Source organism: Streptomyces sp. CoH27 (genome assembly GCF_020181035.1).
Taxonomy (GTDB): Bacteria; Actinomycetota; Actinomycetes; order Streptomycetales; family Streptomycetaceae; genus Streptomyces; species Streptomyces camelliae.
This window is the reverse complement of the sequence record NZ_JAIQYY010000002.1, coordinates 526,824-552,873: the sequence shown is the minus strand read 5'-3', so window position 1 is coordinate 552,873 and position 26,050 is coordinate 526,824. Positions and strand designations below refer to the sequence as shown.

General features: G+C 71.4%; 20 protein-coding genes. 5 read left to right on the top strand and 15 right to left on the bottom strand.

From position 1 onward, the window contains the following. Positions 1-73: 73 nt before the first annotated feature. The 3 genes from LE548_RS05260 to LE548_RS05250 all read right to left on the bottom strand — a co-directional run bounded on the left by LE548_RS05260 (position 74) and on the right by LE548_RS05250 (position 2,507). Positions 74-811, bottom strand: a complete 738-nt coding sequence (locus LE548_RS05260; protein WP_225095416.1) for a Sir2 family NAD-dependent protein deacetylase — start codon at positions 809-811, stop codon at positions 74-76. A 72-nt stretch (positions 812-883) separates the two neighbouring features. After that, positions 884-1,387 carry an NUDIX hydrolase gene (locus LE548_RS05255; RefSeq protein ID WP_225095415.1) on the bottom strand — a complete coding sequence of 168 codons (504 nt, stop codon included), beginning with the start codon at positions 1,385-1,387 and terminating at the stop codon, positions 884-886. Positions 1,388-1,415: 28 nt separating this feature from the next. After that, positions 1,416-2,507: an ADP-ribosylglycohydrolase family protein gene (locus LE548_RS05250; RefSeq protein ID WP_225095414.1), complete on the bottom strand. Its 1,092-nt coding sequence runs from the start codon at positions 2,505-2,507 to the stop codon at positions 1,416-1,418. A gap of 183 nt (positions 2,508-2,690) precedes the next feature. Between LE548_RS05250 and LE548_RS05245 the strand changes: the two genes are divergently transcribed. Next, the gene (locus LE548_RS05245) at positions 2,691-3,809 is read left to right on the top strand and encodes a glycerate kinase (protein WP_225095446.1); all 1,119 of its coding nucleotides are present in this window, start codon (positions 2,691-2,693) and stop codon (positions 3,807-3,809) included. A 255-nt stretch (positions 3,810-4,064) separates the two neighbouring features. Here the strand turns inward: LE548_RS05245 and LE548_RS05240 are convergent, their stop codons facing one another. From LE548_RS05240 to LE548_RS05195, 10 genes are all read right to left on the bottom strand, one after another. Beyond that, positions 4,065-5,312 (bottom strand): alpha/beta fold hydrolase, encoded by a 1,248-nt coding sequence (locus tag LE548_RS05240; RefSeq protein ID WP_225095413.1) that lies wholly within the window; start codon positions 5,310-5,312, stop codon positions 4,065-4,067. A 226-nt stretch (positions 5,313-5,538) separates the two neighbouring features. Further along, entirely contained in the window at positions 5,539-6,357 is an 819-nt protein-coding gene (gene pssA / locus LE548_RS05235) for a CDP-diacylglycerol--serine O-phosphatidyltransferase (protein ID WP_225095445.1), read from the bottom strand. A 22-nt stretch (positions 6,358-6,379) separates the two neighbouring features. After that, a complete protein-coding gene (locus LE548_RS05230; RefSeq protein ID WP_225095444.1) occupies positions 6,380-7,036 on the bottom strand; it encodes a phosphatidylserine decarboxylase in 657 nt (218 codons plus the stop codon). 181 nt (positions 7,037-7,217) lie between these two features. Beyond that, positions 7,218-8,423 (bottom strand): acyl-CoA dehydrogenase family protein, encoded by a 1,206-nt coding sequence (locus LE548_RS05225; RefSeq protein ID WP_225095412.1) that lies wholly within the window; start codon positions 8,421-8,423, stop codon positions 7,218-7,220. 3 nt (positions 8,424-8,426) lie between these two features. Then, complete coding sequence (locus LE548_RS05220) at positions 8,427-8,954, bottom strand: MaoC family dehydratase (protein WP_225095411.1); 528 nt, start codon at positions 8,952-8,954, stop codon at positions 8,427-8,429. A 5-nt stretch (positions 8,955-8,959) separates the two neighbouring features. Next, entirely contained in the window at positions 8,960-9,922 is a 963-nt protein-coding gene (locus LE548_RS05215) for a CoA ester lyase (protein WP_225095410.1), read from the bottom strand. Further along, positions 9,919-11,967 carry a protein meaA gene (locus LE548_RS05210; protein WP_225095409.1) on the bottom strand — a complete coding sequence of 683 codons (2,049 nt, stop codon included), beginning with the start codon at positions 11,965-11,967 and terminating at the stop codon, positions 9,919-9,921. Before LE548_RS05210 ends, LE548_RS05215 begins: the two co-directional genes overlap by 4 nt. Positions 11,968-11,976: 9 nt before the next feature. Beyond that, on the bottom strand, positions 11,977-13,314 hold the full coding sequence (gene ccrA, locus LE548_RS05205) for a crotonyl-CoA carboxylase/reductase (protein ID WP_225095443.1): 1,338 nt from the start codon (positions 13,312-13,314) through the stop codon (positions 11,977-11,979). Between the two features lie 401 nt (positions 13,315-13,715). Then, positions 13,716-14,525, bottom strand: coding sequence for a TetR family transcriptional regulator (locus tag LE548_RS05200; protein ID WP_225095408.1), 810 nt, complete (start codon positions 14,523-14,525; stop codon positions 13,716-13,718). Between the two features lie 160 nt (positions 14,526-14,685). Next, positions 14,686-16,500, bottom strand: a complete 1,815-nt coding sequence (locus tag LE548_RS05195) for a 3-hydroxyacyl-CoA dehydrogenase family protein (protein WP_225095407.1) — start codon at positions 16,498-16,500, stop codon at positions 14,686-14,688. Positions 16,501-16,889: 389 nt separating this feature from the next. Here LE548_RS05195 and LE548_RS05190 point away from each other — a divergent pair, with 389 nt between their 5' ends. Continuing rightward, positions 16,890-17,471 carry an adenylosuccinate lyase gene (locus tag LE548_RS05190; RefSeq protein WP_225095406.1) on the top strand — a complete coding sequence of 194 codons (582 nt, stop codon included), beginning with the start codon at positions 16,890-16,892 and terminating at the stop codon, positions 17,469-17,471. A 7-nt stretch (positions 17,472-17,478) separates the two neighbouring features. On the opposite strand, the gene LE548_RS05185 is transcribed toward LE548_RS05190, so the two are convergent. Next, complete coding sequence (locus tag LE548_RS05185; protein WP_225095405.1) at positions 17,479-19,044, bottom strand: alpha/beta hydrolase; 1,566 nt, start codon at positions 19,042-19,044, stop codon at positions 17,479-17,481. Between the two features lie 156 nt (positions 19,045-19,200). Next, the gene (locus LE548_RS05180) at positions 19,201-20,253 is read right to left on the bottom strand and encodes an Rv2578c family radical SAM protein (RefSeq protein ID WP_225095404.1); all 1,053 of its coding nucleotides are present in this window, start codon (positions 20,251-20,253) and stop codon (positions 19,201-19,203) included. Positions 20,254-20,400: 147 nt separating this feature from the next. On the opposite strand from LE548_RS05180, the gene LE548_RS05175 reads away from it, so the two are divergent. The 3 genes from LE548_RS05175 to LE548_RS05165 all read left to right on the top strand — a co-directional run bounded on the left by LE548_RS05175 (position 20,401) and on the right by LE548_RS05165 (position 26,050). After that, complete coding sequence (locus LE548_RS05175) at positions 20,401-20,844, top strand: SRPBCC family protein (RefSeq protein ID WP_225095403.1); 444 nt, start codon at positions 20,401-20,403, stop codon at positions 20,842-20,844. A 151-nt stretch (positions 20,845-20,995) separates the two neighbouring features. Further along, the gene (locus LE548_RS05170; protein WP_225095402.1) at positions 20,996-23,407 is read left to right on the top strand and encodes an MFS transporter; all 2,412 of its coding nucleotides are present in this window, start codon (positions 20,996-20,998) and stop codon (positions 23,405-23,407) included. 165 nt (positions 23,408-23,572) lie between these two features. Further along, the gene (locus LE548_RS05165) at positions 23,573-26,050 is read left to right on the top strand and encodes a SpoIIE family protein phosphatase (protein WP_225095401.1); all 2,478 of its coding nucleotides are present in this window, start codon (positions 23,573-23,575) and stop codon (positions 26,048-26,050) included.

Sequence of the window (26,050 nt, the reverse complement as noted above, 5' to 3'; positions counted from 1 at the left end):
CCGTCAGCGCATCAGCACACAGTCACATCAACGACAGGCGACGTTGATCGTCACCCCAGATGCGGTTGCAGTACTAGGCGCCGGACTCCGTGACGAGGGCACGCAGGCGCGGGGGCAGCGCGGTGCCGATCGGCTCCCGTACGACCTCGTGCGCGAGGTCGTCGTACGGGGTCGGTTCGGCGTTGACGATGATCAGGTGGGCGCCGTGGTCGGCGGCGACGCCGACCAGCCCGGCGGCAGGCTGCACCTGCAGGCTGCTGCCGACGGCGACGAAGACGGTGCAGGCCTTGCTGATCGACAGGGCCTGGCCGAGGACCACCGGGTCGAGCCGCTCGCCGAACATCACCGTCGCCGACTTCAGGATGCCCCCGCACGCGAGGCACGGCGGGTCCTCCTCGCCGGCTTCGACGCGGGCGAGGGCGTCCTCCATCGGCCCGCGCGCATGACATGTGGTGCACACGACGCTCCGTGCACTGCCGTGCAGTTCGAGCACCTTGCGGGCGGACAGGCCGGCCAGCTGGTGCAGTCCGTCCACGTTCTGCGTGATCACCCGCACCGGAATCCCGGACTTCTCCAGCTCGGCGACGGCCCGGTGCGCGGCGTTCGGCTCGGCCGTCAGCGCGCCGTTCTCGCGCCGCATCTGCCAGGACCGCCGCCGGATCTCCGGGTCGGCCATGTAGTACTCGTAGGTGACGAGCTTCTCGGCCTCCGGATCCCGCCGCCACAGCCCGTTCGGCCCGCGATAGTCAGGGATCCCGGAATCGGTGGAGATACCTGCGCCACTGAGTATGGCTACGAGAGGCCTGTTCATGGGCCGAGAGTAGGACGCCCGCCCGGTCGGAGCGAGCGGATATCGGTCGGCCCCCGGCCTGTTCGCCGGCGGTCAGGCCACCCGCCGGCCGTTCTCCAGCTCGGCGGTGCCGGAGCCGTCGGCCAGGACGTCCAGGGCGGCCAGGACACGCCGGCCGAGGGCGCCGGGGAGGTGGGCGGTGATCTCCTCGCGCGGGACCAGGCGCCAGGACAGGAGCTCCTCCTCCTGCAGGCGGATGGCCGTCAGATCGGACTCCGTGAGGACTCCGCCGTCGTACAGGTACGCCACCAGCGGCGGGTGGGCCTCGCCGCGCACCCAGTCCACGGTCAGCAGCCGGCCGAGCGCGCGGTCCAGGCCGATCTCCTCCAGCGTCTCCCGGCGCGCGCCCTCGCGCGGAGTCTCGCCGTCGTCGGACTCGATGGTGCCGCCCGGCAGCGCCCAGCCCTCACGGTAGTTGGGCTCGACCAGCAGCACCCGCCCCTCGGCGTCCCGGAAGAGCGCGGCGGCGCCGGCGAGGACACGGGGCAGGCTCGCGATGTACGTGGCGAAGTCAGGCGTCTGCGAAGTCGTGGTCATTGAGGAAGGGTAACCAGCCGCCGCACGGCTAGGGCCCGGCCGTCACCAGGCGCAGGGTGCGTTCGGCCAGCGCACTGATCCGTACGCCGTCGAAGCCGGACACCGCGCTGCGGACCGTGTCCTCAAGCGGCTCCGTCCACTGGGCGGGGATCCCGGCCGCGCCGGTGCGGACCCCGGCCACCGAGCCGGCGGCCGCCCCGGTGGAGTCGGTGTCCAGGCCGCCGCGCACGGTCAGGGCGAGGGTCCGGGTGAAGTCGTCGTCGCCGTAGAGCAGCCCGGCGGTCAGGACGGCGGCGTTGGGGACCGTGTGGATCCAGCCCAGCCCGGCGGTCTCCCCGGACATCACGGTCAGGGTCTCCTCCCAGGGCAGCCCCGACTCGTGCAGTGCCGCGACCCGCCGTACGGTCCTGGCGAGCCGGCTGCCCGCCGGGATCACCCCGAGCCCGCTCTCCAGCGCCTCCCGCACCGTCGGCGCGGTGAACGCCGCCGCGATCAGCGCGGCCGCCCACATCGCGCCGTAGACGCCGTTCCCGGTGTGCGACAGCACCGCGTCCCGGCGGGCCAGCCCGGCGGCACGCACCGGGTCGCCGGGGCAGGTCCAGCCGTAGACGTCGGCGCGGATCAGCGCCCCGATCCACTCCTGGTGGGGGTTGTGGTGCGTCGCCGTCAGCGGCGGTCTGAGCCCGCCGACGAGATTGCGGTACGCCGCCCGCTCCGCGGTGAAGGTCTGCAGGTACGGCAGCCGCAGCTGCCACAGGTCGCCGACCTGCTCGGTGCTGAAGCCGAAGCCATGGGTCTCCAGCAGGTCCAGGCCGAGGATCGCGTAGTCCACGTCGTCGTCCCGGCAGCTGCCGTGGATCCGGCCGCGCACGCACGCCCGCCACTCCGGGCGCAGCACGGCGCGGTCGGCCGGGTCGGCGGGCTCGGGCAGATAGCCGGTGAGCGGCAGCGCCCCGGCCCGCTCCAGATAGCGGTCGATGCGGTCGCGGGTCCACACCTCGCCCTGTTCGACCGGCTTGCCGAGCATGTTGCCCGCGATCCGGCCGAGCCAGCCGCCGTGGATGCGGTCGGCGAGGTCGGGCCCGGTGCGCCGGGGGGCCACGGTGGGCTGGGTGGTCATGGCTGGGGTGTACCCGTTTTCCCCGGAGTGTTCCCAGCCGGTTCCCAGCCTTCGGCCGGGGCATGACGGCGGGGGCCCGCTGAGGTTAAGGTCGCAGCGGCGCGACTGGCCCTGACGTGCGCGGGGCCCGGAGAGCAAGGGGAAAGCAAGGTGGCTCACGCTGCAGCGGACGAGACCCGTCGGGTGCTCATCGCCGCGGACAAGTTCAAGGGCTCGCTGACGGCCGTGCAGGTCGCCGAGCGGGTGACGGCCGGGCTGCGCCGGGTCGTGCCGGACCTTCCGGTCGAGGCGCTGCCGGTGGCCGACGGCGGCGACGGGACGGTGGACGCGGCGGTCGCGGCCGGTTTCGAGCGCCGTGAGGTGCGGGTCGCCGGGCCGCTGGGCCAGGAGGTGACGGCCGCGTACGCGCTGCGCGGGGACACCGCGGTCGTGGAGATGGCGGAGGCGAGCGGCCTGCAGCGCCTCCCGGCCGGTGTCTTGGCGCCCCTGACGGCTTCGACGTACGGCTCCGGAGAGCTGCTGCGGGCCGCGCTGGACGCAGGCGCGCGGACGATCGTGTTCGGCGTCGGCGGCAGCGCCACGACGGACGGCGGCGCCGGGATGCTGGCGGCGCTGGGCGCCCGGTTCCTGGGCGAGGACGGCGAGCCGGTGGCGCCGGGCGGCGGGGGCCTGGCCGACCTGGCCCGTGCCGACCTGTCCGGTCTGGACCCGCGGCTGTCCTCGGTCGAACTGGTCCTCGCGAGCGACGTCGACAACCCGCTGACCGGCCCGAAGGGCGCGCCGGCCGTCTACGGCCCGCAGAAGGGCGCCTCGCCGGACGACGTGGCGGCCCTGGACGCGGCGCTCGGGCACTTCGCGAAGGTGCTGGAGGCGGCCGTGGGGCCGCGGGCCGCCGAGTACGCGGCGGCGCCGGGCGCGGGCGCCGCGGGCGGCATCGGGTACGGCGCCCTGCTGCTGGGTGCCCGCTTCCGCCCCGGCATCGAGGTCATGCTGGACGTCCTCGGCTTCGCGCCCGCGCTGGCGCGGGCCTCGCTGGTGATCACCGGTGAGGGCTCGCTGGACGAGCAGACGCTGCACGGCAAGGCACCGGCGGGGGTCGCCGCGGCGGCGCGGGCCGCGGGCAGGGAGGTCGTGGCGGTGTGCGGGCGGCTCGCGCTGCCCCCGGAGGCGCTGGAGCGGGCCGGGATCGGGCAGGCGTATCCGCTCACCTCGGTCGAGCCGGACGTGGCGCGGTGCATCGCGGAGGCCGGGCCGATCCTGGAGGACGTGGCGGAGCGGATCGCGCGGGACCGGCTGGTCTGAGCCGGAGCCGGACGGCGGGCGGGCGAGGTGTCCGCCCGGCCGGCGGCTAGTGCCGCGGCAGGCAACGTCTGCCCGTCAAGGAGCGGCGTCCGGTGCGTGCTCTGGGGGTCCCCCCGGCCGAAGGCTGGGGGAGTGCCGGCCGGAAGCCCTCGTACTGGACGTACTTGGGCTTTCGGCCGGTGCGGCGAGTGGGGGTACCCCCTCTGGGGGAGCGTGCAGGGCGTCGCGACGGGGCGAACGTTGCCTGTTGCGGCACTAGTGCACGGGAGTGATCTCGCCGTTGGCATCCCGGAGGTAGCTCCCGGTGGTGAGACCCTCCACCTTGCCCTCGTCCAGCCACTGGCGTGACATGTGGTGCAGGAACTTGGCCGGGCGTTCCCAGGCCATCATGTGCCCGGCATCGGCGTAGCGGAACATGAGTTTCTCGCGCCCGGCGATGGCCTGGTAGAGGTCCGGGACCGAGAAGTGCGCGGCCGGTGGCAGCGCGGGCGAGTTGTTGGCCTGGGTGTCGTGGGCGCCGTAGAGGATGAGCACGGGCACCCGGCCGCCGAGCACGGGCGTGCCCGAGTCGTCCGTCAGCGGGACCGTCTCGTCGTTCCAGCCCCACCAGTAGCTGTTCCGGAAGCGCAGCACGCCCTCGGGCGGCCCGTGCGGATCCGAGGGGCGGCCCCATTTCAGGCCGACGTCGTCGGTGGCGATCATCGCCTCCCACACCTGGTCGGTCATGCCCGGCTCCCGCTGCTCGGGGACGCCCTGCTCGATGTCCCACGAGGACGCGAAGCCGGACTTGCTGCCGACGTTCAGCGGGAAACCGAACAGCTTGGGCGGCTGGGACACGGGCATCGTCGGCGCCTCGGGCGGGCGGCCGAAGGGGTCGCCGATCCGTGTGGACCAGCGGCCCTGAGGCGGGAAGATCGGGGCCAGGAGGATGAGGCGGGCGACGTCGGCCGGGTGCTGGAGGGCATAGGGCCCCAGCACGAACGCGGCCGAGGACCAGCCGATGCACTCGATCGGCTTGTCCCGGTCCGTGGACAGCCCCCTGATCAACCGGACCACGGCGGTCAGCTCCGCCCACTCGCTCTCGGAGTTGCCCAGCTGGCGGTCGTAGCGAGGGGTGCACGGCTGGGGGAGCGGGTTGGGCACCAGGACCGGCAGCTGCTGGGCGGGATTGGCGTTGCACGGTACGTCCATCACCGCCGGGCGTGTGGACTGTCCGTTGCCCTGGATGTCCATGATGAACACGTCGTAGCCCGCGCCGGCCAGGTACCGCGCCCAGCTGTAGCGGTCCTCGGGGCCGCCGTCGCCGAAATCGTGGGGCAGCACGAGGTCGAACGACGCGGCCGCCGGCGCGCTTCTGCCGTGGAGCATCAGCACCGGCCTGCGCTCGTGGCCGGGCCGGGTGCCGTCGTACTCCCGCACGAACAGGCGCACCTGCTGGGTGGCGTTGGCCGGGATGGTCGAGGTGAACGGGATACTGCGGTCCGTGATGGTGATGGCGGACATGAACGTCCTCCCATCGGGTTGCGTGAGAGAAACCCCCAGAGTGGGGCATATGCCCCTGACAACCCCCTTGAATCCACCGTGCTCCCTGCGCCGGACCGCAGCAACTCGGCGGAGAACAGCCGTAGTTGACTACTCAATGGGCAATCGGGGGCAGCCCTTGAACGCGAAACGGGTGTGGCCCGAGCCGCAAGGGCTCGGGCCACACCCGTCAGTGCTGAGACGAGGGTCAGGGCAGCTGGGCCGCCCGTGCCTCGCGTCGGTTGTCGCGGAAGTTGTTCACCCGGCGGGCCGTGGCGAACAGCGGGATCACCGCGCCCATGACCAGCTGCAGCGCGCAGCCCGTCTGGAGCAGCAGCTGACCGCTCGGGGCGTCGAAGGCCCAGGCGGCCAGAAGGCCCATCGACAGGACGATCCAGGACAGCATGGCCCCGGCGAGGCGGCCCCGCGGCTTCGGGTACTCCACGCGGCTCACCATCAGCCACGCGGTGCCCAGGATCGCCAGCAGGGTCGCCACGAAGGGCAGCTCCAGCAGCACGATCGAGACGACCGTCAGCGCGCCGAACGGTGACGGCATGCCCTGGAACATGCCGTCCTTCATCGTCACGCAGGAGAAGCGGGCCAGTCGCAGGACGACCGCCAGGAGCACCACGATCGCCCCCAGCGCCGCCATTCTCTGGTGCGCGTCGTCGGCGACCATGCCGTAGACGAGGACGAAGTACGCGGGCGCGAGCCCGAAGCTGATCAGGTCGGACAGGTTGTCCAGCTCCGCGCCCATGGGGGACGAGCGCAGCTTGCGGGCCACCAGTCCGTCGAACAGGTCGAAGACGGCCGCGCAGAGCATCAGGATGACCGCCGTGGCCGCGCTGTGGCGGGCCATGCCGGACTCCTGGCTGCCCGTGAGGTGCGGGATCAGAATGCCGGTGGTGGTGAAGTACACCGCCATGAAGCCGCACGTGGCGTTGCCGAGCGTGAGGGTGTCCGCTATCGACAGACGCAGCGAGAGGGGCATCTCCTCGTCTTCGTCCACTTCGTCGGCCTCGGGCACCCAGCCCGCCTGGGTCTCCGGATCAATCACGGTCAATGCGAGTCACCCCAGCCACGGTCTTCTGTCCGACCTCGACCGCTACCTCCACACCCTCGGGCAGGTAGAGGTCGACACGCGAGCCGAAGCGGATCAGACCGATTCGGTCGCCCTGCTCGACTTTCGTGCCCTCGGGGATGTAGGGCACGATGCGGCGGGCCACCGCGCCGGCGATCTGGATCATCTCGATGTCGCCGAGTTCGGTGTCGAAATGCCAGACTACGCGCTCGTTGTTCTCGCTCTCCTTGTTGAAGGCCGGAACGAAGCCTCCGGGGATGTGCTCGACCGATGTCACCGTGCCCGACAGGGGCGCGCGGTTGACGTGGACGTTGAGCGGGCTCATGAAGATCGCGACGCGGGTACGCCCGTCCTTCCACGGCATGATGCTCTGGACCACACCGTCGGCGGGCGAGATGACCCGGCCCGTGGCGATCTCGCGCTCGGGGTCGCGGAAGAACCACAGCATGCCCGCCGCCAGCGCGGTGGCGGGTACGGCGACGGCCTTGGCGGCGCCCGAGCGGCGGGCACGGGCCAGGCTGAGGGCTGCGGTGGCGACGGTCGGGAGGAGCCACGGCGATGCTCCGCGCGCGAGGCGTACGCCGGCCAGGCTGTCTCGATGTGCAGAGGTTTGGCTGTGGGGCATGGATGACCTTCGTAGCGGATGATGCCGCGCTGTAACGGGGGACGGCGGCTTTCCCGGGATCGTACCGGTCGCGGGCCGTAACTGGGCAAGCCAGGAAGCCGAGTCGGCGGCCGAAGACCGGTTGAACAATGTCTACGGGGTGTGATCTTCTTCTCGAAGAAAACACCCCGTACCCGGACAATCAGCCCTGGAATCGATACTCTTCGAGCAGTCTGCGGCCGATGATCATTTTCTGGATCTCGGCGGTACCTTCACCGATGAGCAGCATCGGCGCCTCGCGGTACAGGCGCTCGATCTCGTACTCCTTGGAGAAGCCGTAGCCGCCGTGGATCCGGAAGGCGTCCTCCACGACCTCCTTGCAGTACTCGGAGGCGAGGTACTTCGCCATCCCGGCCTCCAGGTCGTTTCGCTCCCCGGAGTCCTTCTTGCGCGCGGCGTTGACCATCATCGCATGGGCGGCCTCGACCTTGGTCGCCATCTCCGCCAGCTTGAACTGGATGGCCTGGTGCTGGGCGATCGGCTTGCCGAAGGTGTGCCGCTGCTGGGCGTAGCTCACGCCGAGCTCGAAGGCACGCTGGGCGACGCCGCAGCCACGCGCCGCCACGTTCACCCGGCCGACCTCGACGCCGTCCATCATCTGGTAAAAACCGCGGCCGGTGACCCCGCCGAGCACCCGGTCGGCCGGCAGCCGCAGGCCGTCCATGATCAGCTCGGTGGTGTCGACGCCCTTGTAGCCCATCTTCTCGATCTTGCCGGGGATGGTGAGGCCCGGGCGGACCTCGCCGAAGCCCGGCTCCTTCTCGATCAGGAAGGTCGTCATCGACTTGTGGGGCGCCGTGCCCTCGGGGTGGCCCTCGTCACTGCGGACGAGCACGGCCACCAGGGACGACGTGCCGCCGTTCGTCAGCCACATCTTCTGGCCGTTCAGGACGTACTCGTCGCCGTCCCTGACCGCCTTCGAGGTGATCGCCGACACATCGGAGCCCAGGCCCGGCTCCGACATCGAGAAGGCGCCGCGGATGTCGCCGGCGGCCATACGGGGCAGGAAGTGGTCCTTCTGCTCCTGGGTGCCGTGCTGCTTGAGCATGTACGCGACGATGAAGTGGGTGTTGATGATGCCGGAAACCGACATCCAGCCGCGGGCGATCTCCTCCACGCACAGCGCGTAGGTGAGCAGCGACTCGCCCAGGCCGCCGTACTCCTCGGGGATCATCAGACCGAACAGGCCGAGTTCCTTCAGGCCGTCGACAATCTGCTGCGGGTACTCGTCGCGGTGCTCCAGCTCGGTCGCGACAGGAATGATCTCCTTGTCGACAAAGTCCCGGACGGTGGAGAGGATCTCCTGCTGGACGTCGGTCAGACCGGCGGTCTGGGCGAGACGGGCCATGGCCTACTTCTCCGTGTTCTTTTCCGCAGGTGCGGTCAGTTCCGGGCGGCCGGGCTGCTCGCCGCCGCGCTCCTTGATGTACGTCTCGGTGGGCACCATGACCTTGCGGCGGAAGACGCACACCAGGGTGCCGTCCTGCTTGTAGCCCTTGGTCTCGACGTGCACGATGCCGCGGTCGTTCTTCGACTTCGACGGCCACTTGTCCAGCACGGTCGTCTCGCCGTAGATGGTGTCGCCGTGGAACGTGGGCGCCACGTGCCGGAGCGACTCGATCTCCAGGTTGGCGATCGCCTTGCCGGAGACGTCCGGCACGGACATGCCGAGCAGCAGCGAGTAGATGTAGTTCCCGACCACCACGTTCTTGCCGAAGTCCGTCGTCTTCTCGGCGTAGTTGGTGTCCATGTGGAGCGGGTGGTGGTTCATGGTGAGGAGACAGAACAGGTGGTCGTCGTACTCCGTGACCGTCTTGCCCGGCCAGTGCTTGTACGTCGCCCCGACCTCGAACTCCTCGTAGGTGCGTCCGAACTGCATCGCGCTCAGGCCTCCGGGATCTCGAACTTCGACGTGCGCTGCATGCCGGCGGCACGCCCCTTGCCGGAGATGACCAGAGCCATCTTGCGGCTGGCCTCGTCGATCATCTCGTCGCCGAGCATCGCGGAGCCCTTCTTGCCGCCCGCCTCGGACGTGTAGTAGTCGTACGCGTCCAGGATCAGCTCGGCGTGGTCGTAGTCCTCCTGGGAGGGCGAGAAGATCTCGTTGGACGCCTCGACCTGGCCCGGGTGCAGCACCCACTTGCCGTCGAAGCCGAGGGCGGCGGCGCGCTGGGCGACCTCGCGGTAGCCGTCGATGTTGCGGATCTGCAGGTAGGGGCCGTCGATCGCCTGGAGGTTGTTGGCGCGGGCGGCCATCAGGATCTTCATCAGGATGTAGTGGTAGGCGTCCGCCGGGTAGCCGGGCGGCTGCTCGCCCACGACGAGGGACTTCATGTTGATGGAGGCCATGAAGTCGGCCGGGCCGAAGATGATGGTCTCGACGCGCGGGGAGGCCTGCGCGATCGCGTTGACGTTGTTCAGGCCCTGCGCGTTCTCGATCTGTGCCTCGATGCCGATCTTGCCGACCTCGAAGCCCATGGTCTTCTCGATCTGGGTGAGCAGCAGGTCCAGCGCGACGATCTGCTCGGCCGTCTGCACCTTCGGCAGCATGATGCAGTCGAGGTTCTGGCCGGCGCCCTCGACGACGGTCACGACGTCCCGGTACGTCCACTCGGTCGTCCAGTCGTTGACGCGCACGACTCGCGTCTTGCCCGTCCAGTCGCCTTCGTTGAGGAACTTGACGATGGTGTGCCGCGCCTCGGGCTTGGCGAGCGGCGCGCACGCGTCCTCCAGGTCCAGGAAGACCTGGTCCGCCGGGAGGCCCTGCGCCTTCTCCAGGAAGCGCGGGTTGCTGCCCGGCACGGCCAGGCAGGAGCGCCGCGGGCGAAGGCGGTTGACGGTCGTCATGCGGGGACCTCCAGAGGGTCGAGCTTGTTCGCTTTCCGGATCTCGTCGACGATGCGGCCGATGATCCCGGTGATGTCGAAGTCCTTCGGGGTGAAGACGGCGGCCACTCCGGCTTCCTTCAGCTGCTCGGCGTCACCATTCGGGATGATGCCACCGGCGATCACCGGTATATCTGTGGCACCGGCCACACGCAGCCGCTGGAGCACGTCCGGCACCAGCTGGGCGTGCGAGCCGGACAGGATCGACAGGCCCACGGCGTGGACGTCCTCGGCCAGGGCCGCTTCCACGATCTCCTCGGGCGTCAGCCGGATGCCCTGGTAGACCACCTCGAAGCCCGCGTCGCGGGCCCGCACGGCGATCTGCTCGGCGCCGTTGGAGTGCCCGTCCAGGCCCGGCTTGCCGACCAGGAAGCGCAGTTTGCCGACGCCGAGGTCGCGGGCGGTGGCCGCCACCCGGGCGCGCACGTCGGCGAGCGCCGAGCCGGCCTCGGCGGGGACGGCGACGGGCGCCGAGGAGACCCCGGTGGGCGCCCGGTACTCGCCGAACACCTCGCGCAGGGCGCCCGCCCACTCGCCGGTGGTGACCCCGGCGCGGGCGCACTCCAGGGTGGCCTCCATGAGGTTGTCCGTGCCCTTGGCGGCCTCCTTCAGGCGCTCCAGCGCCTTGCAGGGGCGCGGGTGATTGAAGGGCGGCTGGTAGCGCGTGTCGCGCCAGTGCTGGAGCGAGGCGATGACACGGGCCTCGACTGCCGGGTCGACCGTCTGGATCGCGGTGTCCAGATCGGCGGTCAGCGGGTTCGGCTCGGTGCCCTCGAAGGCGTTGACGCCGACGATCTTCTCCTCGCCGGACTCGATCCGCGCCCTCCGCTCGGCGTGCGAGGCGACCAGCTGCGACTTCAGGTAGCCGGACTCCACGGCGGCCATCGCGCCGCCCATCTCCTGGATCCGGTCGATCTCCGCGAGGGAGTCGGCGACCAGCTGGTCCACCTTCGCCTCGATCACCTTCGAGCCCTCGAAGATGTCCTCGTACTCCAGCAGGTCGCTCTCGTAGGCGAGCACCTGCTGGATGCGCAGGCTCCACTGCTGGTCCCAGGGCCGGGGCAGCCCGAGGGCCTCGTTCCAGGCCGGGAGCTGTACGGCACGCGCGCGTGCGTCCTTCGACAGCGTCACGGCGAGCATCTCCAGCACGATCCGCTGGACGTTGTTCTCCGGCTGCGCCTCGGTCAGGCCGAGCGAGTTGACCTGGACGCCGTAGCGGAAGCGGCGCTGCTTGGGGTCCGCGATGCCGTAGCGCTCGCGGGTGACCTGGTCCCAGATGCGGCCGAAAGCACGCATCTTGCACATCTCCTCGACGAAGCGGACGCCCGCGTTGACGAAGAAGGAGATCCGGGCGACGACATCGCCCATGCGCTCCTGTGGCACCTGGCCGGAGTCCCGGACGGCGTCCAGCACCGCGATCGCCGTGGACATCGCGTACGCGATCTCCTGCACCGGCGTGGCCCCGGCCTCCTGCAGGTGGTAACTGCAGATGTTGATCGGGTTCCACTTCGGCAGGTGGGAGACGGTGTACGCGATCATGTCCGTCGTCAGCCGGAGCGAGGGCCCCGGCGGGAACACATGGGTGCCCCGGGACAGGTACTCCTTGACGATGTCGTTCTGGGTCGTGCCCTGGAGCCTGGTGACGTCCGCGCCCTGCTCCTCGGCGACGACCTGGTAGAGCGCCAGCAGCCACATGGCGGTCGCGTTGATCGTCATCGAGGTGTTCATCTGCTCCAGGGGGATGTCCTGGAACAGCCGGCGCATGTCACCGAGGTGCGAGACGGGCACACCGACGCGGCCGACCTCGCCGCGGGCGAGGATGTGGTCGGGGTCGTAGCCGGTCTGCGTCGGCAGGTCGAACGCCACCGACAGACCGGTCTGGCCCTTGGCGAGGTTACGCCGGTACAGCTCGTTGGACGCCTCGGCCGTCGAGTGGCCCGCGTACGTCCGCATGAGCCACGGACGGTCCTTTTCCCTCCGGGAGTCCGAAGGCTGACGCTCTGTCATCTATGGCTCTCAGACGTTGCGGAAGCGGTTGATGGCGTCGATGTGCCGGGCGCGCATCTCCTCGTCGTGCACACCGAGGCCCTCCTCGGGCGCGAGGCACAGCACGCCGACCTTGCCCTGGTGCAGATTGCGGTGCACGTCGTAGGCGGCCTGGCCGGTCTCCTCAAGGGAGTACACCTTCGACAGGGTCGGGTGGATCTTGCCCTTGGCGACGAGGCGGTTGGCCTCCCAGGCCTCGCGGTAGTTGGCGAAGTGGGAGCCGATGATCCGCTTCAGGGACATCCACAGGTAGCGGTTGTCGTACTCGTGGTTGTACCCGGAGGTCGAGGCGCAGGTGACGATGGTGCCGCCCTTGCGGGTGACGTAGACCGAGGCGCCGAAGGTCTCGCGGCCGGGGTGCTCGAAGACGATGTCGACGTCCTCGCCGCCGGTCAGTTCGCGGATGCGCTTGCCGAACCGCTTCCACTCGCGCGGGTCCTGGTTGTGCTCGTCCTTCCAGAACCGGTAGTCCTCGGCGTTGCGGTCGATGATCAGCTCGGCGCCCATCTTCCGGCAGATCTCGGCCTTCTGCTCGCTGGAGACCACGCAGATCGGGGTGGCGCCGCCGGCGAGCGCGAACTGGGTGGCGTAACTGCCGAGGCCGCCGCTCGCGCCCCAGATCAGCACGTTGTCGCCCTGCTTCATCTGGGCGCCGTTGCGGGAGACCAGCTGGCGGTAGGCGGTGGAGTTGACCAGGCCCGGGGCCGCGGCCTCCTCCCAGCTCAGGTGGGCCGGCTTCGGCATCAGCTGGTTGGACTTCACGAGCGCGATCTCGGCGAGGCCGCCGAAGTTGGTCTCGAAGCCCCAGATGCGCTGCTCGGGGTCGAGCATCGTGTCGTTGTGGCCGTCGGAGGACTCCAGCTCGACGGACAGACAGTGGGCGACGACCTCGTCACCGGGCTTCCAGGCGTTGACGCCCGGCCCGGTGCGCAGGACGACGCCGGCGAGGTCGGAGCCGATGATGTGGTACGGCAGGTCGTGCCTGCGGGTCAGCTCGCTGAGCTTGCCGTAGCGCTCCAGGAAGCCGAACGTCGGCAGCGGCTCGAAGATCGAGGTCCACACCGAGTTGTAGTTGACCGAGGAGGCCATGACGGCCACCAGGGCCTCGCCCGGGCCCAGCTCGGGCACGGGAACGTCGTCCAGGTGGATCGACTTGCGGGGGTCCTTGTCGCGGGTCGCGAGGCCCGCGAACATCTCCGTCTCGTCCTTGTGCACGGTGATCGCGCGGTACGACTCGGGGAGCGGCAGGGCGGCGAAGTCGGCGGACGTGGCGTCCTTCGACTGGATCGCGTCCAGGATGTCCTTCACGGTCACGGTGTTGCCTCCGGCGGTGTGCGCCCCCTTGAGGGGAGGGGGCGCTGAGGGTTCGTCGGTGCTGCTGGGAGTGCTGCTGAGGGTTCGGGAATGGGCCGTCGGTTCGGCTCGGTGGTGCTTCGGCAGCGCTTTGTGGCGCGGGAGGGTGCCTGTGACGCAGGCGTTCGGGCGCGCAGGCGGTGGGCCTGCCGGGACAGCCCGGACACCTCCAACGTATGACACCGCGTGTCAGGCCGCAAGGCACTCAGTGCCAGAACGCGGTCTCAGATGAAATCTTTACGTAACAAATGAGCGATGATCGATCGAACGGCGCTGGAATTCCCCTCGAAAACAGCGCCTGATATGGCAAAACGGCCACCCCGAAGGGTGGCCGTCATCACAGCGGGGGAGCGGGGTCAGTGCTCCTTCAGGGCCTGTTCGATGGTCCGCATGACCTCGTCCAGCGGGGCGTCGGTACGGGCGACGGTCACCAGGACCTCGCCCTGGTAGGAGGTCGATGCCGCGGCGGGCCTCGCCGGCGCGGTGCGGCCCGCCCCGATCCCCGTGCCGAACGTCTTGCGCACGATCGCGAAGGCGTGGTCGAGCTGTGCCTCGACGTCGCCCTGGCCGCCCGCCCGTAGCCAGCGCCGCAGCACGTGGTTGTGGGCGGTGACGACGGCGGAGGCGGCCACCTCGGCCAGCAGCGGATCGTCGTTGGCGTCGTCGGCGTGCGCGTGCTCGTCGAAGTGGCCGAGGAGGTAGCGGGTGAACAGGCGCTCGTAGCGGGCGACCGAGGCGATCTCGGCCTCGCGCAGGGTGGGCACCTCGCGGGTGAGCTTGTAGCGGGCGACCGAGATCTCGGGCCGTGCCGCGTACATCCTCATGACTTCCTTGATGCCGCGGCACACGGTGTCGAGCGGGTGCTCGTGCGCGGGGGCGGCGTTCAGGACGGCCTCGGCGCGGATCAGTGTGTCGTCGTGGTCCGGGAAGATCGCCTCTTCCTTGGAGCGGAAGTGGCGGAAGAAGGTGCGGCGGGCGACCCCGGCGGCGGCCGCGATCTCGTCGACGGTGGTCGCCTCGTACCCCTTGGTCGCGAACAGCTCCATGGCTGCGGCCGCCAGTTCTCGGCGCATCTTGAGCCGCTGGGCGGCGGCGCGGCTGCCTGCGGCACTTTCCGGCGCGTCGGGCGTAGCTGGTGTACGTGAGGACTTGGCGGGCTGGGACATGACCCGAACGTACTGCATGTGCGCAGCTCTTTGCGCAGGTGTGGGGGTTTCCCCGCCCGGGAGGGGCGGGGGACCGCCTGCCCGGGCGGGGAGGGGATGCGCGGCGGGATCGAGCAGTCCGCCCCAGTCCGTCTCCGCGTGGGACCAGTCGCCGGCGCCGTCAGCGGCGGGCATACTCGCGAAAGCCGCGGCCGGTCTTGCGGCCGAGGCAGCCCGCCGCCACCAGGTGCTCCAGCAGCGGGGACGGGGCGAGGCCCGGGTCGCGGAACTCGCGGTGCAGCACCTTCTCGATGGCCAGCGAGACGTCCAGGCCCACCACGTCCAGCAGCTCGAAGGGGCCCATCGGGTAGCCGCCGCCCAGCTTCATCGCCGCGTCGATGTCGTCCAGGGACGCGTAGTGCTCCTCGACCATCTTGATGGCGTTGTTCAGGTACGGGAACAGCAGCGCGTTCACGATGAAGCCGGCCCGGTCGCCGCAGTCCACCGCGTGCTTCTTGATCTTCGCGCAGACCTCGCGGACGGTCGCGTGGACGTCGTCGGCGGTCAGCACGGTCCGCACGACCTCGACCAGCTTCATCGCCGGCGCCGGGTTGAAGAAGTGCATGCCGATGACGTCCTGCGGGCGCGAGGTGGCGCGGGCGCAGGCGACGACGGGCAGCGAGGAGGTGGTGGTGGCGAGGACCGCACCGGGCTTGCAGACCTTGTCCAGCGCGGCGAACAGCTGCTGCTTGACCGCCAGGTCCTCGGCGATCGCCTCGACGGCCAGGTCGACGTCGGCGAACGCGTCGTAGGACCCCGCCGGGGCGATCCGGTCCAGCACCTCGGCGGCGGCCTCGGCGGTCAGCCGGCCCTTGTCGACCGAGCGCGCCAGGGATTTGCCGATGCGGGCCTTGGCCGCCTGCGCCTTCTCCTCGCTGCGGGCGGCCAGGACGACGTCGTAGCCCGCCTTGGCGAACACCTCGGCGATGCCGGAGGCCATGGTGCCGGAGCCGGCGACGCCGACGGAGCGGACCTCGCGGCCGGGAGCGTGGGTGCCGCCGGCGTCGGGGGTCAGTGCGTCCGGCACGACCGTGGCGCTGCCCGGCGCCTCGTAGCTGTAGAAGCCGCGCCCGGACTTGCGGCCGGTCAGGCCCGCCTCGCTGAGCTGCTTCAGGATCGGGGCGGGGGCGTGCAGCCGGTCGCGGGAGGCGGCGTACATGGCCTCCAGGACCGTCCGTGCGGTGTCGATGCCGATCAGGTCCAGCAGCGCGAGCGGGCCCATCGGCAGGCCGCAGCCGAGCCGCATCGCCGCGTCGATGTCCTCGCGGGAGGCGTAGCGCGCCTCGTACATCGCGGCGGCCTGGTTGAGGTAGCCGAACAGCAGACCGTCGGCCACGAAGCCGGGACGGTCGCCGACCGCGACCGGCTCCTTGCCCAGCTCGATCGCGAGGTCGGTGACCGCGGCGACGGCGGCTGGCGCCGTCAGCACCGAGGAGACCACCTCGACCAGCTTCATCGCGGGCGCCGGGTTGAAGAAGTGCAGGCCCAGCACCCGCTCGGGGTGCGCCGAGTCGGCGGCGAGCCGGGTCACGGACAGGGCGTTGGTGCCGGTGGCGAGGACCGTCTCCGGGCGGACGATGCCGTCCAGCTCACGGAAGATCGCGTGCTTGACCTCGTACGACTCCGGGGCCACCTCGATGACGAGGTCGGCGTCGGCCGCCGCCGCGAGATCGGTGCCGGTGCGCACCCGGGCGAGGGCGTCGGCGCGCTCGGACCCGGTGAGCCGGCCGCGCTCCACGGCTCGGGCGGTGGAGGCCTCCAGGGCGGCGAGGCACCGCGCGGCCTGAGCCTCGCTGACGTCGATGCCGATCACCTCGCGGCCGGCCTTCACGAGGACCTCGGTGATGCCGGTGCCCATCGTGCCGAGGCCGACGACGGCGATCGTCTTGAGGGCGGGCAGCGGGGTGCCGGACTGGGGGGACAGGGGAGTGGCCATCGCGGGACTCCAGGAATGAGGGTGACGACGAGGAACGCGCCGGGTGCGCCGGAAGACGCACCGCGGAGCGGAAAGGAGTGCGGGTGTTGCCGGGCTGCGAGCGCACACGCCCGGTGCCGCCGGTGCCGAGGGCGCGCACACGCCTGCGGAGAACGGCGGGGATTCCGACCGGCCCTGTCCCGGAGCCGGGTCGTACAGCGGTACGAGCCGTACCGAACTGCCTGCTGCTCGCGACGGCCGCGTCACCAAACCGTCGCCAGCGAGAACGCGAGTGGGTAACTCGCTCGTCTGAGCTTAACCCGCGGGTAACGAGCGCGCCAGAGGGGCGCCCGAATCCGACTTTGTGATGTAGCTCCCCCCGGCCTCGCCACCCGCCTACGCTGGACTTCGTGGACGAAGAGTTGCGATCGCTCACGGAGCGCTTACGGCAGGAGTCGTACGGCACGGCGGCGTTCGACCGGCTGCTGGCGACCGAGGACCACGACGAACTCGCGGAGGTGCTCAGCGCGCCCGGACAGCCGCTGTGGGCCAGGGAACTGGCCGCATTCCGCCTCGGACGTGCGGGAGACCGGCGCGCCTTCGAATCCCTGGTGCTGCTCCTGAACCACCGCGACCCCGCGCGCTGCGCCTCCGCCGCGCACGCCCTGGCCCGCCTCGGCGATCCGCGCACGGCCCGCGCGGCCGCCGCCCTCGCCACGAACGAACTGCGCGTCGCCTACGCCCTGCACCCGGTACGGCTGCTGACCTCCCTGCGCGCCCCCGAGTCCGTGCCCGCGCTGATCACCACCCTGGAACGCCGGCTGAGCCCCCACGACCCCTACCGCAGGGTCGCCCTCGCCTGCGTGGAGGGCCTCGGCTCCCTGGGCGACCCCCGCGCCCGCCGCGTCCTGAACGAGGCCCTGGCCCACCCGGCCCTCGCGGAGGCGGCCGTGCACGCCCTGGCCCGCATCCCCCGGCAGAAGGAGGCGTGAGGCGCGTCTACCGGCGGAAACCCAGCAACCCGTGCAGCGCCGACCCCCGCGCAGACATGGCTGCGGCCTTCGCCACCAACGGCTTGGGATCGGCCGACTTCGCACACACCGCGTCGGCCACGCCGGCGAGGCTGCGCGGCACGCGCCCGTCCGTCAGATAGTCACTCAGATACCGGTCCAGACAGGCGTTCCCGCTCAGCGTGATCCCATGGTTGCCGCCGCCCTCCTCGACCACGAGGCTGGACCGGGCGAGCAGCCGGTGCACGGTGACCCCGCCCGGGTAGGGCGTCGCCGCGTCGTCGGTCGCCTGGAAGAGCAGCACCGGCGGCAGCTTGCCGTTGGCGATGTTCACCGGCTCGCGCCGCGCACCCGGCCAGAAGACGCACGGCGCGTTGTACCAGGCGTTGTTCCAGGCGAAGAACGGCGCCTTGCGGTACACCGCCCAGGTCTGCGCGCGCCACCGGTTCCAGGACGCGGGCCAGGCCGTGTCCCGGCACTGCACCGCCGAGTAGACGCTGTAGCCGTTGTCGCCCGTGTGGTTCACGGCGCCGAAGTTCTTGTACGCCGCCACCAGCGGCTCGGCGTTCCTGTCGCGGACGTACGCCGCGAACGCCCCTGCGAGGTAGGGCCAGTAGCCGTTGTAGTAGCCGCCGGGGACGAAGGTGTCCTCCAGTTCGGCGGCGCCCACCGTGCCGCCGGCCGGCTTCTTCGCCAGCGCCGCCCGCATCGCGTACCACATGGCCTCGATCTTCTCGGGGTCCTTGCCGAGGTGGTACGTCGAGTCGTACCGGGCGATCCAGGCCATCAGGGCGCGGTGGCGGTCGTCGAAGGCGTAGTCCTGGCCGATGTTGTCCGCGTACCAGACCCCGGCCGGGTCGACGACGGAGTCCAGCACCAGACGGCGGACCCGCTCGGGGAACAGCTTGGCGTAGACCGCACCGAGGTAGGTGCCGTAGGAGTAGCCGAAGTAGCTGATCTTCGGGGCGCCGAGCGCTGCGCGGATGGCGTCCATGTCGCGTACGGCGCTGACGGTGTCGATGTACGGCAGCACATCGGCGTGCTTGCGGCCGCAGGCGGTGGCGAAGGACTTCGCGCGCGCGAGGTTCGCCTGCTCCAGGGCCGCCGTCGTGGGCACGGTGTCCGGGCGTACCGCCTTGAAGTGGCCGGGCGCGCAGTCCAGGGCCGGGGCCGACCTGCCGACCCCCCGCGGGTCGAAGCCGATGACGTCGTACCGGGCGGCGACGCTCTTCGGCAGTGCGGAGGCGACGAACCCGGCGAGGGTGAGGCCGCTGCCGCCGGGGCCGCCCGGGTTGACCAGCAGCGGGCCCTGGAAGTCCGGCGAGGTGTGCGGGACACGGGACAGGGCGAGCGTGATCTGCCGGCCCGCCGGGTTCGCGTGGTCCAGCGGCACCGCCAGGGACGCGCACTGCAGCGTCGGGTAGTCGCCGGTACCGCACTTCTGCCAGGCGAGGTGTGCGGCGGGGGCGGCCGCGGCCCCCTGCGCGGGCAGGGCGGTGACCGCCCCCGCCAGCACGGCGGCGGCAGCGCACAGCACAACTGCGCGAGTTCTCATGGGTCCTCCCGGGACGGACGCGGAGGGATCGGCGGACCGCGAGGATCACGGCCCTCGCCGCATCGTCCCGGGACCGGGGCCCTGGAGAACGTGTTGCGCCCGGAGTTGACCCGATTGGGCCGCGCGAAGCCCTCGAACGTCCTCACCCGGACGCGGTCACATGAGGGTGAGCTGGGTCGGCTCGGCCGCCGGCTCCGCGTCCGGCCCGTCCGGGGCCGCGGACGTCGGGCGGATGCGGCGGGCCGCTCCCGCGCGCGTGGGCCCGATGCCGTACTCCCGTGCCAGCTCGTGCACCTGACGGGTGATCCGGCGCTGGTACCAGGTGGGCGCGTAGGCGCCCGCCGCGTACAGCCGCTCGTAGCGCCGCACCAGGTGCGGATGGTGCCGGGCGAGCCAGGCCATGAACCACTCCCGGGCGCCCGGCCGCAGATGCAGCGTCAGCGGGGTCACCGAGGTCGCCCCGGCCGCCGCGATCGCCCGTACCGTGGCGCGCAGCTGGTCCGGATGGTCGCTCAGGAACGGGATGACCGGTGCCATCAGCACCCCGCAGCCGATGCCGCGCTCGCCGAGGGCGCGTACGACGTCCAGCCGGCGCTCGGGCGCGGGCGTGCCCGGCTCCACCGTGCGCCACAGCTCGGTGTCGAGGAAGCCGGCCGAGACCGAGATGCCGACGTCCGTCACCTCGGCCGCCCGCACCAGCAGGTCCAGGTCGCGCAGGATCAGCGTGCCCTTGGTGAGGATCGAGAACGGGTTCGCGCGCTCGGTGAGGGCGGAGATGATGCCCGGCATCAGCCGGTAGCGGCCCTCGGCCCGCTGGTAGCAGTCGACGTTGGTGCCCATCGCGACGTGCTCGCCCTGCCAGCGGGGGGAGGCGAGCTGGCGGCGCAGCACCTCGGGCGCGTTCACCTTGACCACGATCTGGGTGTCGAAGCCGATGCCGGTGTCGAGGTCCAGATAGCCGTGGGTCTTCCTGGCGAAGCAGTACACGCACGCGTGCGTGCAGCCGCGATACGGATTGACGGTCCACTCGAACGGCATGCGTGAGGCGCCCGGCACCCGGTTCAGCACCGAGCGCGCCCGGACCTCGTGGAAGGTGATCCCCCGGAACTCGGGCATGTCGAAGGTGCGGGTCGTCACCGCGTCCGCGCCGAACAGGGCGGCCTCGGCCCGGCCGTGTTCGCTCTCCTCCGTGAGGTTGTCCCAGCGCATGACGCCTCCTCGGTAGCACTGCCGCACACAATAGAACATCTGTTCCCATGATCGTGCGCCCCGTGTCGACGACCCCGATTTGGGGCGCCGGGCGCCGGGGTGGTTGGCTTGGTCCCATCCCGAGAAACCAGGTCCTGGAGGAACGCAATGGCGCAGGTCGAGGCCACTACGGAGCGGGTCGTCGCGGCGGACGCGGAGAAGGTGTTCGACGCCCTCGCCGACTACCGCGGCACGCGGCAGAAGCTGCTGCCCGAGCACTTCAGCGAGTACGAGGTCCGCGAGGGCGGCGACGGCGAGGGCACCCTCGTCCACTGGAAGCTCCAGGCCACCAGCAAGCGGGTCCGTGACTGCCTGCTGGAGGTCAGCGAGCCCACCGACGGGCAGCTCGTCGAGAAGGACCGCAACTCCTCGATGGTCACCGTCTGGACGGTCACCCCGGCGGGCGAGGGCAGCTCCCGGGTCGTCGTCACCACCACCTGGAACGGCGCCGGCGGCATCGGCGGCTTCTTCGAGAAGACCTTCGCGCCCAAGGGCCTCGGCCGGATCTACGACGCTGTGCTGGCGGGCCTCGCCGCCGAGGTCGAGAAGTAGCCCAAGCCTCCTGCGGTGAAGGGGCGTTGTGCCCCTTCACCGGTTCGAGTGGATCTCCCTCCCGTCCGGAACCAGGCCGTAACCCGCCGCAGTTGTTCCCCGTTGCCGCCGTACGCGGGACATGTGACAGATGTGACGAGGGGAGCGGTACGTGGGCGGGACGACTCTGGTGACGCACGAGCCGGTCGCGGCGCCGGCGGCGGGGGAGAACACACCCCGCGACGCGCCGACCGCACCGGCGACCGCAGAGGCAGTCCCCCGACTCGGCGCTCGGCGCGTGCGGTTGGTCTTCCTCGGGCTGATGCTCGCCCTGCTCCTCGCGGCGCTCGACCAGATGATCGTCGCCACCGCGCTGCCGAAGATCGTCGGTGAACTGCACGGCCTGGACCGGATGAGCTGGGCGATCACCGCCTATCTGCTCACCTCCACCATCGGGCTGCCGCTGTACGGCAAGCTCGGCGACCTCGTCGGCCGCAAGGGCGTCTTCCAGTTCGCCATCGCCGTCTTCGTCGTCGGCTCCGCGCTTGCCGGCCGGGCCCAGTCCATGGACCAGCTCATCGCCTTCCGCGCGGTCCAGGGCGTCGGCGCCGGCGGCCTCATGATCGGCGTACAGGCGATCATCGCCGACATCGTGCCGCCCCGCGAACGCGGCCGCTACATGGGCCTGATCGGCGCCGCCTTCGGCCTCGCCTCCGTCGCGGGCCCGCTGCTGGGCGGCTACTTCACCGACCACCTCTCCTGGCGCTGGTGCTTCTACGTCAACGTCCCCTTCGGCCTGATCACCCTGGCCGTGGTCACCGCCGTCCTGAAGCTGCCCAGGCCCGCCACCCGCGGCCGCCTCGACGTCCTCGGCGCCATGCTCCTCGCCGCCGCCTCCACCTGCCTGGTGCTGCTCACCAGCTGGGGCGGCACCGAGTACGCGTGGGGCTCGCGGCAGATCATCGGCCTCGGCGCCGGTGCCCTTGCCGCCACGGCCCTCTTCCTCGTCGCCGAGCGCTTCGCCGCCGAACCCCTCATCCCGCTGCGGCTGTTCCGCGACTCCGTCTTCAACGTCAGCGCCCTGGTGGGCCTGGTGATCGGCGTCGCCCTGTTCGGCGCCGCCAGCTATCTGCCGACCTTCCTGCAGATGGTCGACGGCGTCAGCGCCACGGAGTCCGGGCTGCTGATGCTGCCCATGATGGCCGGGATCGTCGGCGCCTCGGTCATCGGCGGCCAGCTCATCAGCCGCACCGGCCGCTACAAGGTCTTCCCCGTGCTCGGCGGCGCGGTCTCCGCCGTCGGCATGTGGCTGCTGTCCCGCCTCGAAACCGACACGCCCCGGCTGAACTACAGCATCTGGATGGCCGTCCTCGGTGCCGGCATCGGCCTCGTGATGCCCGTCCTCGTCCTCGCCGTGCAGAACTCCGTACGGCCTTCCGACCTCGGCACCGCCACCAGCGCCAACAACTACTTCCGCCAGATCGGCGGCAGCGTCGGTGCCGCGGTCTTCGGCACCCTCTTCGCCGGCCGGCTCACCGCCGCGCTCCGCCGGGAACTGCCCCCGCGCGCGGGCGCCCGGCTGCCCGACGCCGACTCCATCACCCCGCAGCTCGTGCACGCGCTGCCCCCGGCGCTGCGTGACGCCTACATCCGTGCCTACGCCGACGCGATGCCCCGGATCTTCCTCTACCTCGTCCCGGTGCTCCTCGCCGGCCTGCTCCTCGCCTTCTTCCTCAAGGAGAAACCCCTGGTGTCCCATCCCACCGCCGAGACCGGGCCCGAGACCGTGAACCCCCCGATCCCGCAGGCCCGTTCGCCGTACACCGCCGGAATCCCGGTCTGCGGCACCGTGCAGCACCCCGACGGCACCGTGGTGCCCCGCGCCGCCCTCACCCTCATCGACGTCGCCGGACAGCAGATCGGCCGGGGCGCGAGCGGCGAGGACGGGCGGTACGCGCTCAGCACGCCCGGCTCCGGCTCGTACGTGCTCATCGCCGCCGCCGGCGGCCACCAGCCGCAGGCCGTCTCCGTCACCGTCGGCGAACGGCCCGTCGAGCTCGACGTCGTCCTCGGTGGCGCCGGACGCCTCGCCGGCAGCGTCCGCACCGCCGACGGCAGCCCCGTACGGGACGCCACCGTCACCCTCACCAACGTGCACGGCGAGGTCGTCGCCGCCACCCGCAGCGGCCGCGAGGGCGGTTACGTCATCACCGAACTCGTCGCCGGCGAGTACACCCTGGCCGCCAGCGCCCCCGCCTTCCGGCCGGCCGCCCTTCCCGTCACCGTGCAGGCCTCCCGCGAGACCCGGCAGGACGTCGAACTCGCGGGCGGCGCCATGCTCAGGGGCACCGTCCAGGCGAGCGGCGGCCGGCCCGTCGAGGACGCGCGTGTCACCCTCCTCGACGCCGCCGGCGACGTCGTCGACACCCTCACCACCGGAGCGGACGGGACGTTCCGGTTCGTCGACCTGTCTTCCGGCGAGTACACCGTCATCGCCGCCGGATACCCGCCGGTCGCCACCGTGCTCCAGGTCGCGGGCGGCGGCCGCACCGAACGCGACCTGCAGCTGGGGCACGAGGACTGACCAGGCGGGGGCGGGGGGCGTCCGCGGGGCGCTGAGCTGCGCGCCGGTGCGATGCGGTGAAACCAATTCCAGGATTGGCACACATCGCGACCGGCCGCCGCCGTACGGTAGTGGCAGGCTTCACAGATCGTTTGCGAACAGCCGCGGGGAGAAAGGGCCTGGGCCATGGATTTCGGCGACGACCGTGGCAGCACGCGGGACACGCCTCCCGGCCGCGGCGCGGATGACGCCGCCGCCGGCCGCATTCCGCTGGCCGTGGTCGTCGTCGACCGCGCCGGCCTCGTGTCCCACTGGAGCAGCGGAGCCCGGCGGTTGTTCGGCGCCGGACGCGAAGACGCCGTAGGAAGGCCCGCGGCCGATCTGCTGCCGGTCTCCGGAGCCCTCCCCGACGACGCGCACGGCGACGTAAACGACGACGCGATGCCCGGCGCGTACCCGCGTCACGACGGGCCCGGCCCCGACCTGGAGGCCTCGCTCGACGGGCACACCGGCTACGCCACGGCGGGCCGTGCCCGCATCGCCGCACCCGGTGTTCCCGCCGGCGAGCGGCTCGACGTGCTGTGGTGGGCCTACCCGCTGGTCGGCCCCGGCCCGTCCCGCCTGCTCGTGCTCGCCGCCGACGCCGGCCGGCTGCGCGAGGAACGCGGCTACGACGACGAGACCGCCGAGCGCATCTCACCCGGCTTCGCCCGCCACACCGAGCTGCCCGCCTCCGACGAGCTGGAGCGGCGGCTGCCCGAGATCCTGCCCAACATGGGCCCGGGACTCAGCTCCCGCATCGTCGCCCAGGTCCTCGAACTGGGCTATCCCGTCCTGGAGTTCAGCCAGTCCGAACGGGTGCCCGTCACCCCGTACTGGGGCGTGCCCCGCCGCCCGGGCCGCCGCCGCGCCGAACCCGTCGTACCGCAGCAGCGCACCGGCGCACCCGTCCTGGTCCCGGCCGGCGCCGAGGAGGACCTGGAGTACGCGGCGGTGCGCGAGCGGCTGGAGTTCCTCAACGAGGTCAGCTCCCGCATCGGCTCCTCCCTCGACCTCGGCGAGACCATCCGCGAGGTCACCAGCGCCGCCGTACCCCGGTTCGCCGACTTCGCCGGCACCCATCTGCGCGCCGCCGTCCTCGCCGGCGAGGGCTTCCCGGACGGCCCGCCGGACGCGCAGACCGTGATGTTCCGCGTCTGGGTCGAGCACAACGACGAACCGGGCCGCTGGGACGACACCGTGCCCGTCGGCGAGGCCTTCGCCTTCCCCGAGCACACCCCGTTCTACAGGTGCATGGTGACCGGTGAGCCGGTGCTGATCCCGCGGGTCACCGAGGAGCTGTCCGAGCGGATCTCCGGCGAGTTCGAGAAGCGCGACCTCAGGCCCCTCATCGGCGGCCGTTCGCTGCTGATCGTGCCGCTCAAGGCCCGCAACGTCGTCCTCGGCTTCATGGTGCTGATGCGCCGCCCCGACCGGGTGGCGTTCGACGACATGGACCGCACCACCGGCGCCGAACTCGCCGCCCGCGCGGGCCTCGTGCTCGACAACGCCCGCATGTACACCTACCAGGAGAACGTCGCCGACACCCTCCAGGACAGCATGCTGCCGCAGGTGAACCCGCGGATGGCGGGGTGCGACGTCGCCACCCGCTATCTGCCCGGCACCCGGCTGGGCCGGATCGGCGGCGACTGGTTCGACACCATCAAACTGCCCGGCTCGCGCACCGCCCTCGTCGTCGGCGACGTCATGGGCCACGGCCTCAACTCGGCCGCGATGATGGGCCAGTTGCGCACCGCCGTACAGACCATGGCCGCGATGGAGACCCCACCCGCCCAGCTTCTGCGCAACCTGGACGACCTGGCCCGCCGGCTCGGCGACACCTACCTCGCCACCTGCCTCTACGCGGTCTACGACCCCATCCGCGGCGAGCTGCACCTCGCCAACGCCGGCCACATCCCGCCCGTCCTGGTGCGCGCCGAGGACGGCAGCAGCGAACTCCTCGACCTGCCGACCGGCGCCCCCATAGGCGTCGGCGGTGTCGCGTTCGAGTCCGTGCGGGTCGAGGTCGCGCCCGGTGACCGGCTGGTGCTGTGCACCGACGGCCTGGTCGAGGTGCGCGGCTCCGACATCGGCGAGGGCCTCGCCGCGCTGTGCGAGTCCGCCGCGCACCCCGCCGCCTCCATGGACGACGCCTGCGACACCATCATCCGCGCCCTCAACACCCGAGGCGGCCGCAAGGACGACGTCGCCCTGCTCATGGCCCGCCTCAACGGCATCCCCGGTGACCACGTCGCCGAATGGCGCTTCGACCCCGACCCGCGCGAGGTCGGCCGGGCCCGCCGCCTGGTCCGCGCCCAGCTCCTCGCCTGGGGCCTGCCGCAGGCGGTGGAGACCGCCGAGCTGCTGGTCAGCGAGGTCGTCACCAACGCCGTCCGGCACGCCGGGAGCCGGCCCGTCGACCTGCGCGTGGTCCGCGCCGACGCCCTGCTCTTCGAGGTCACCGACGACGAACCCGCCCTGCCCACCATGCTCGGCCCCGGCCCGTACGACGAGTCGGGACGGGGCCTGCGCGTGGTCAGCCGACTGGCCCGGGAGTGGGGCGCCACCGCGAGCGGCCACCGCAAGACGGTCTGGTTCGAACAGGCGGTCACCGGACGGGGGTGA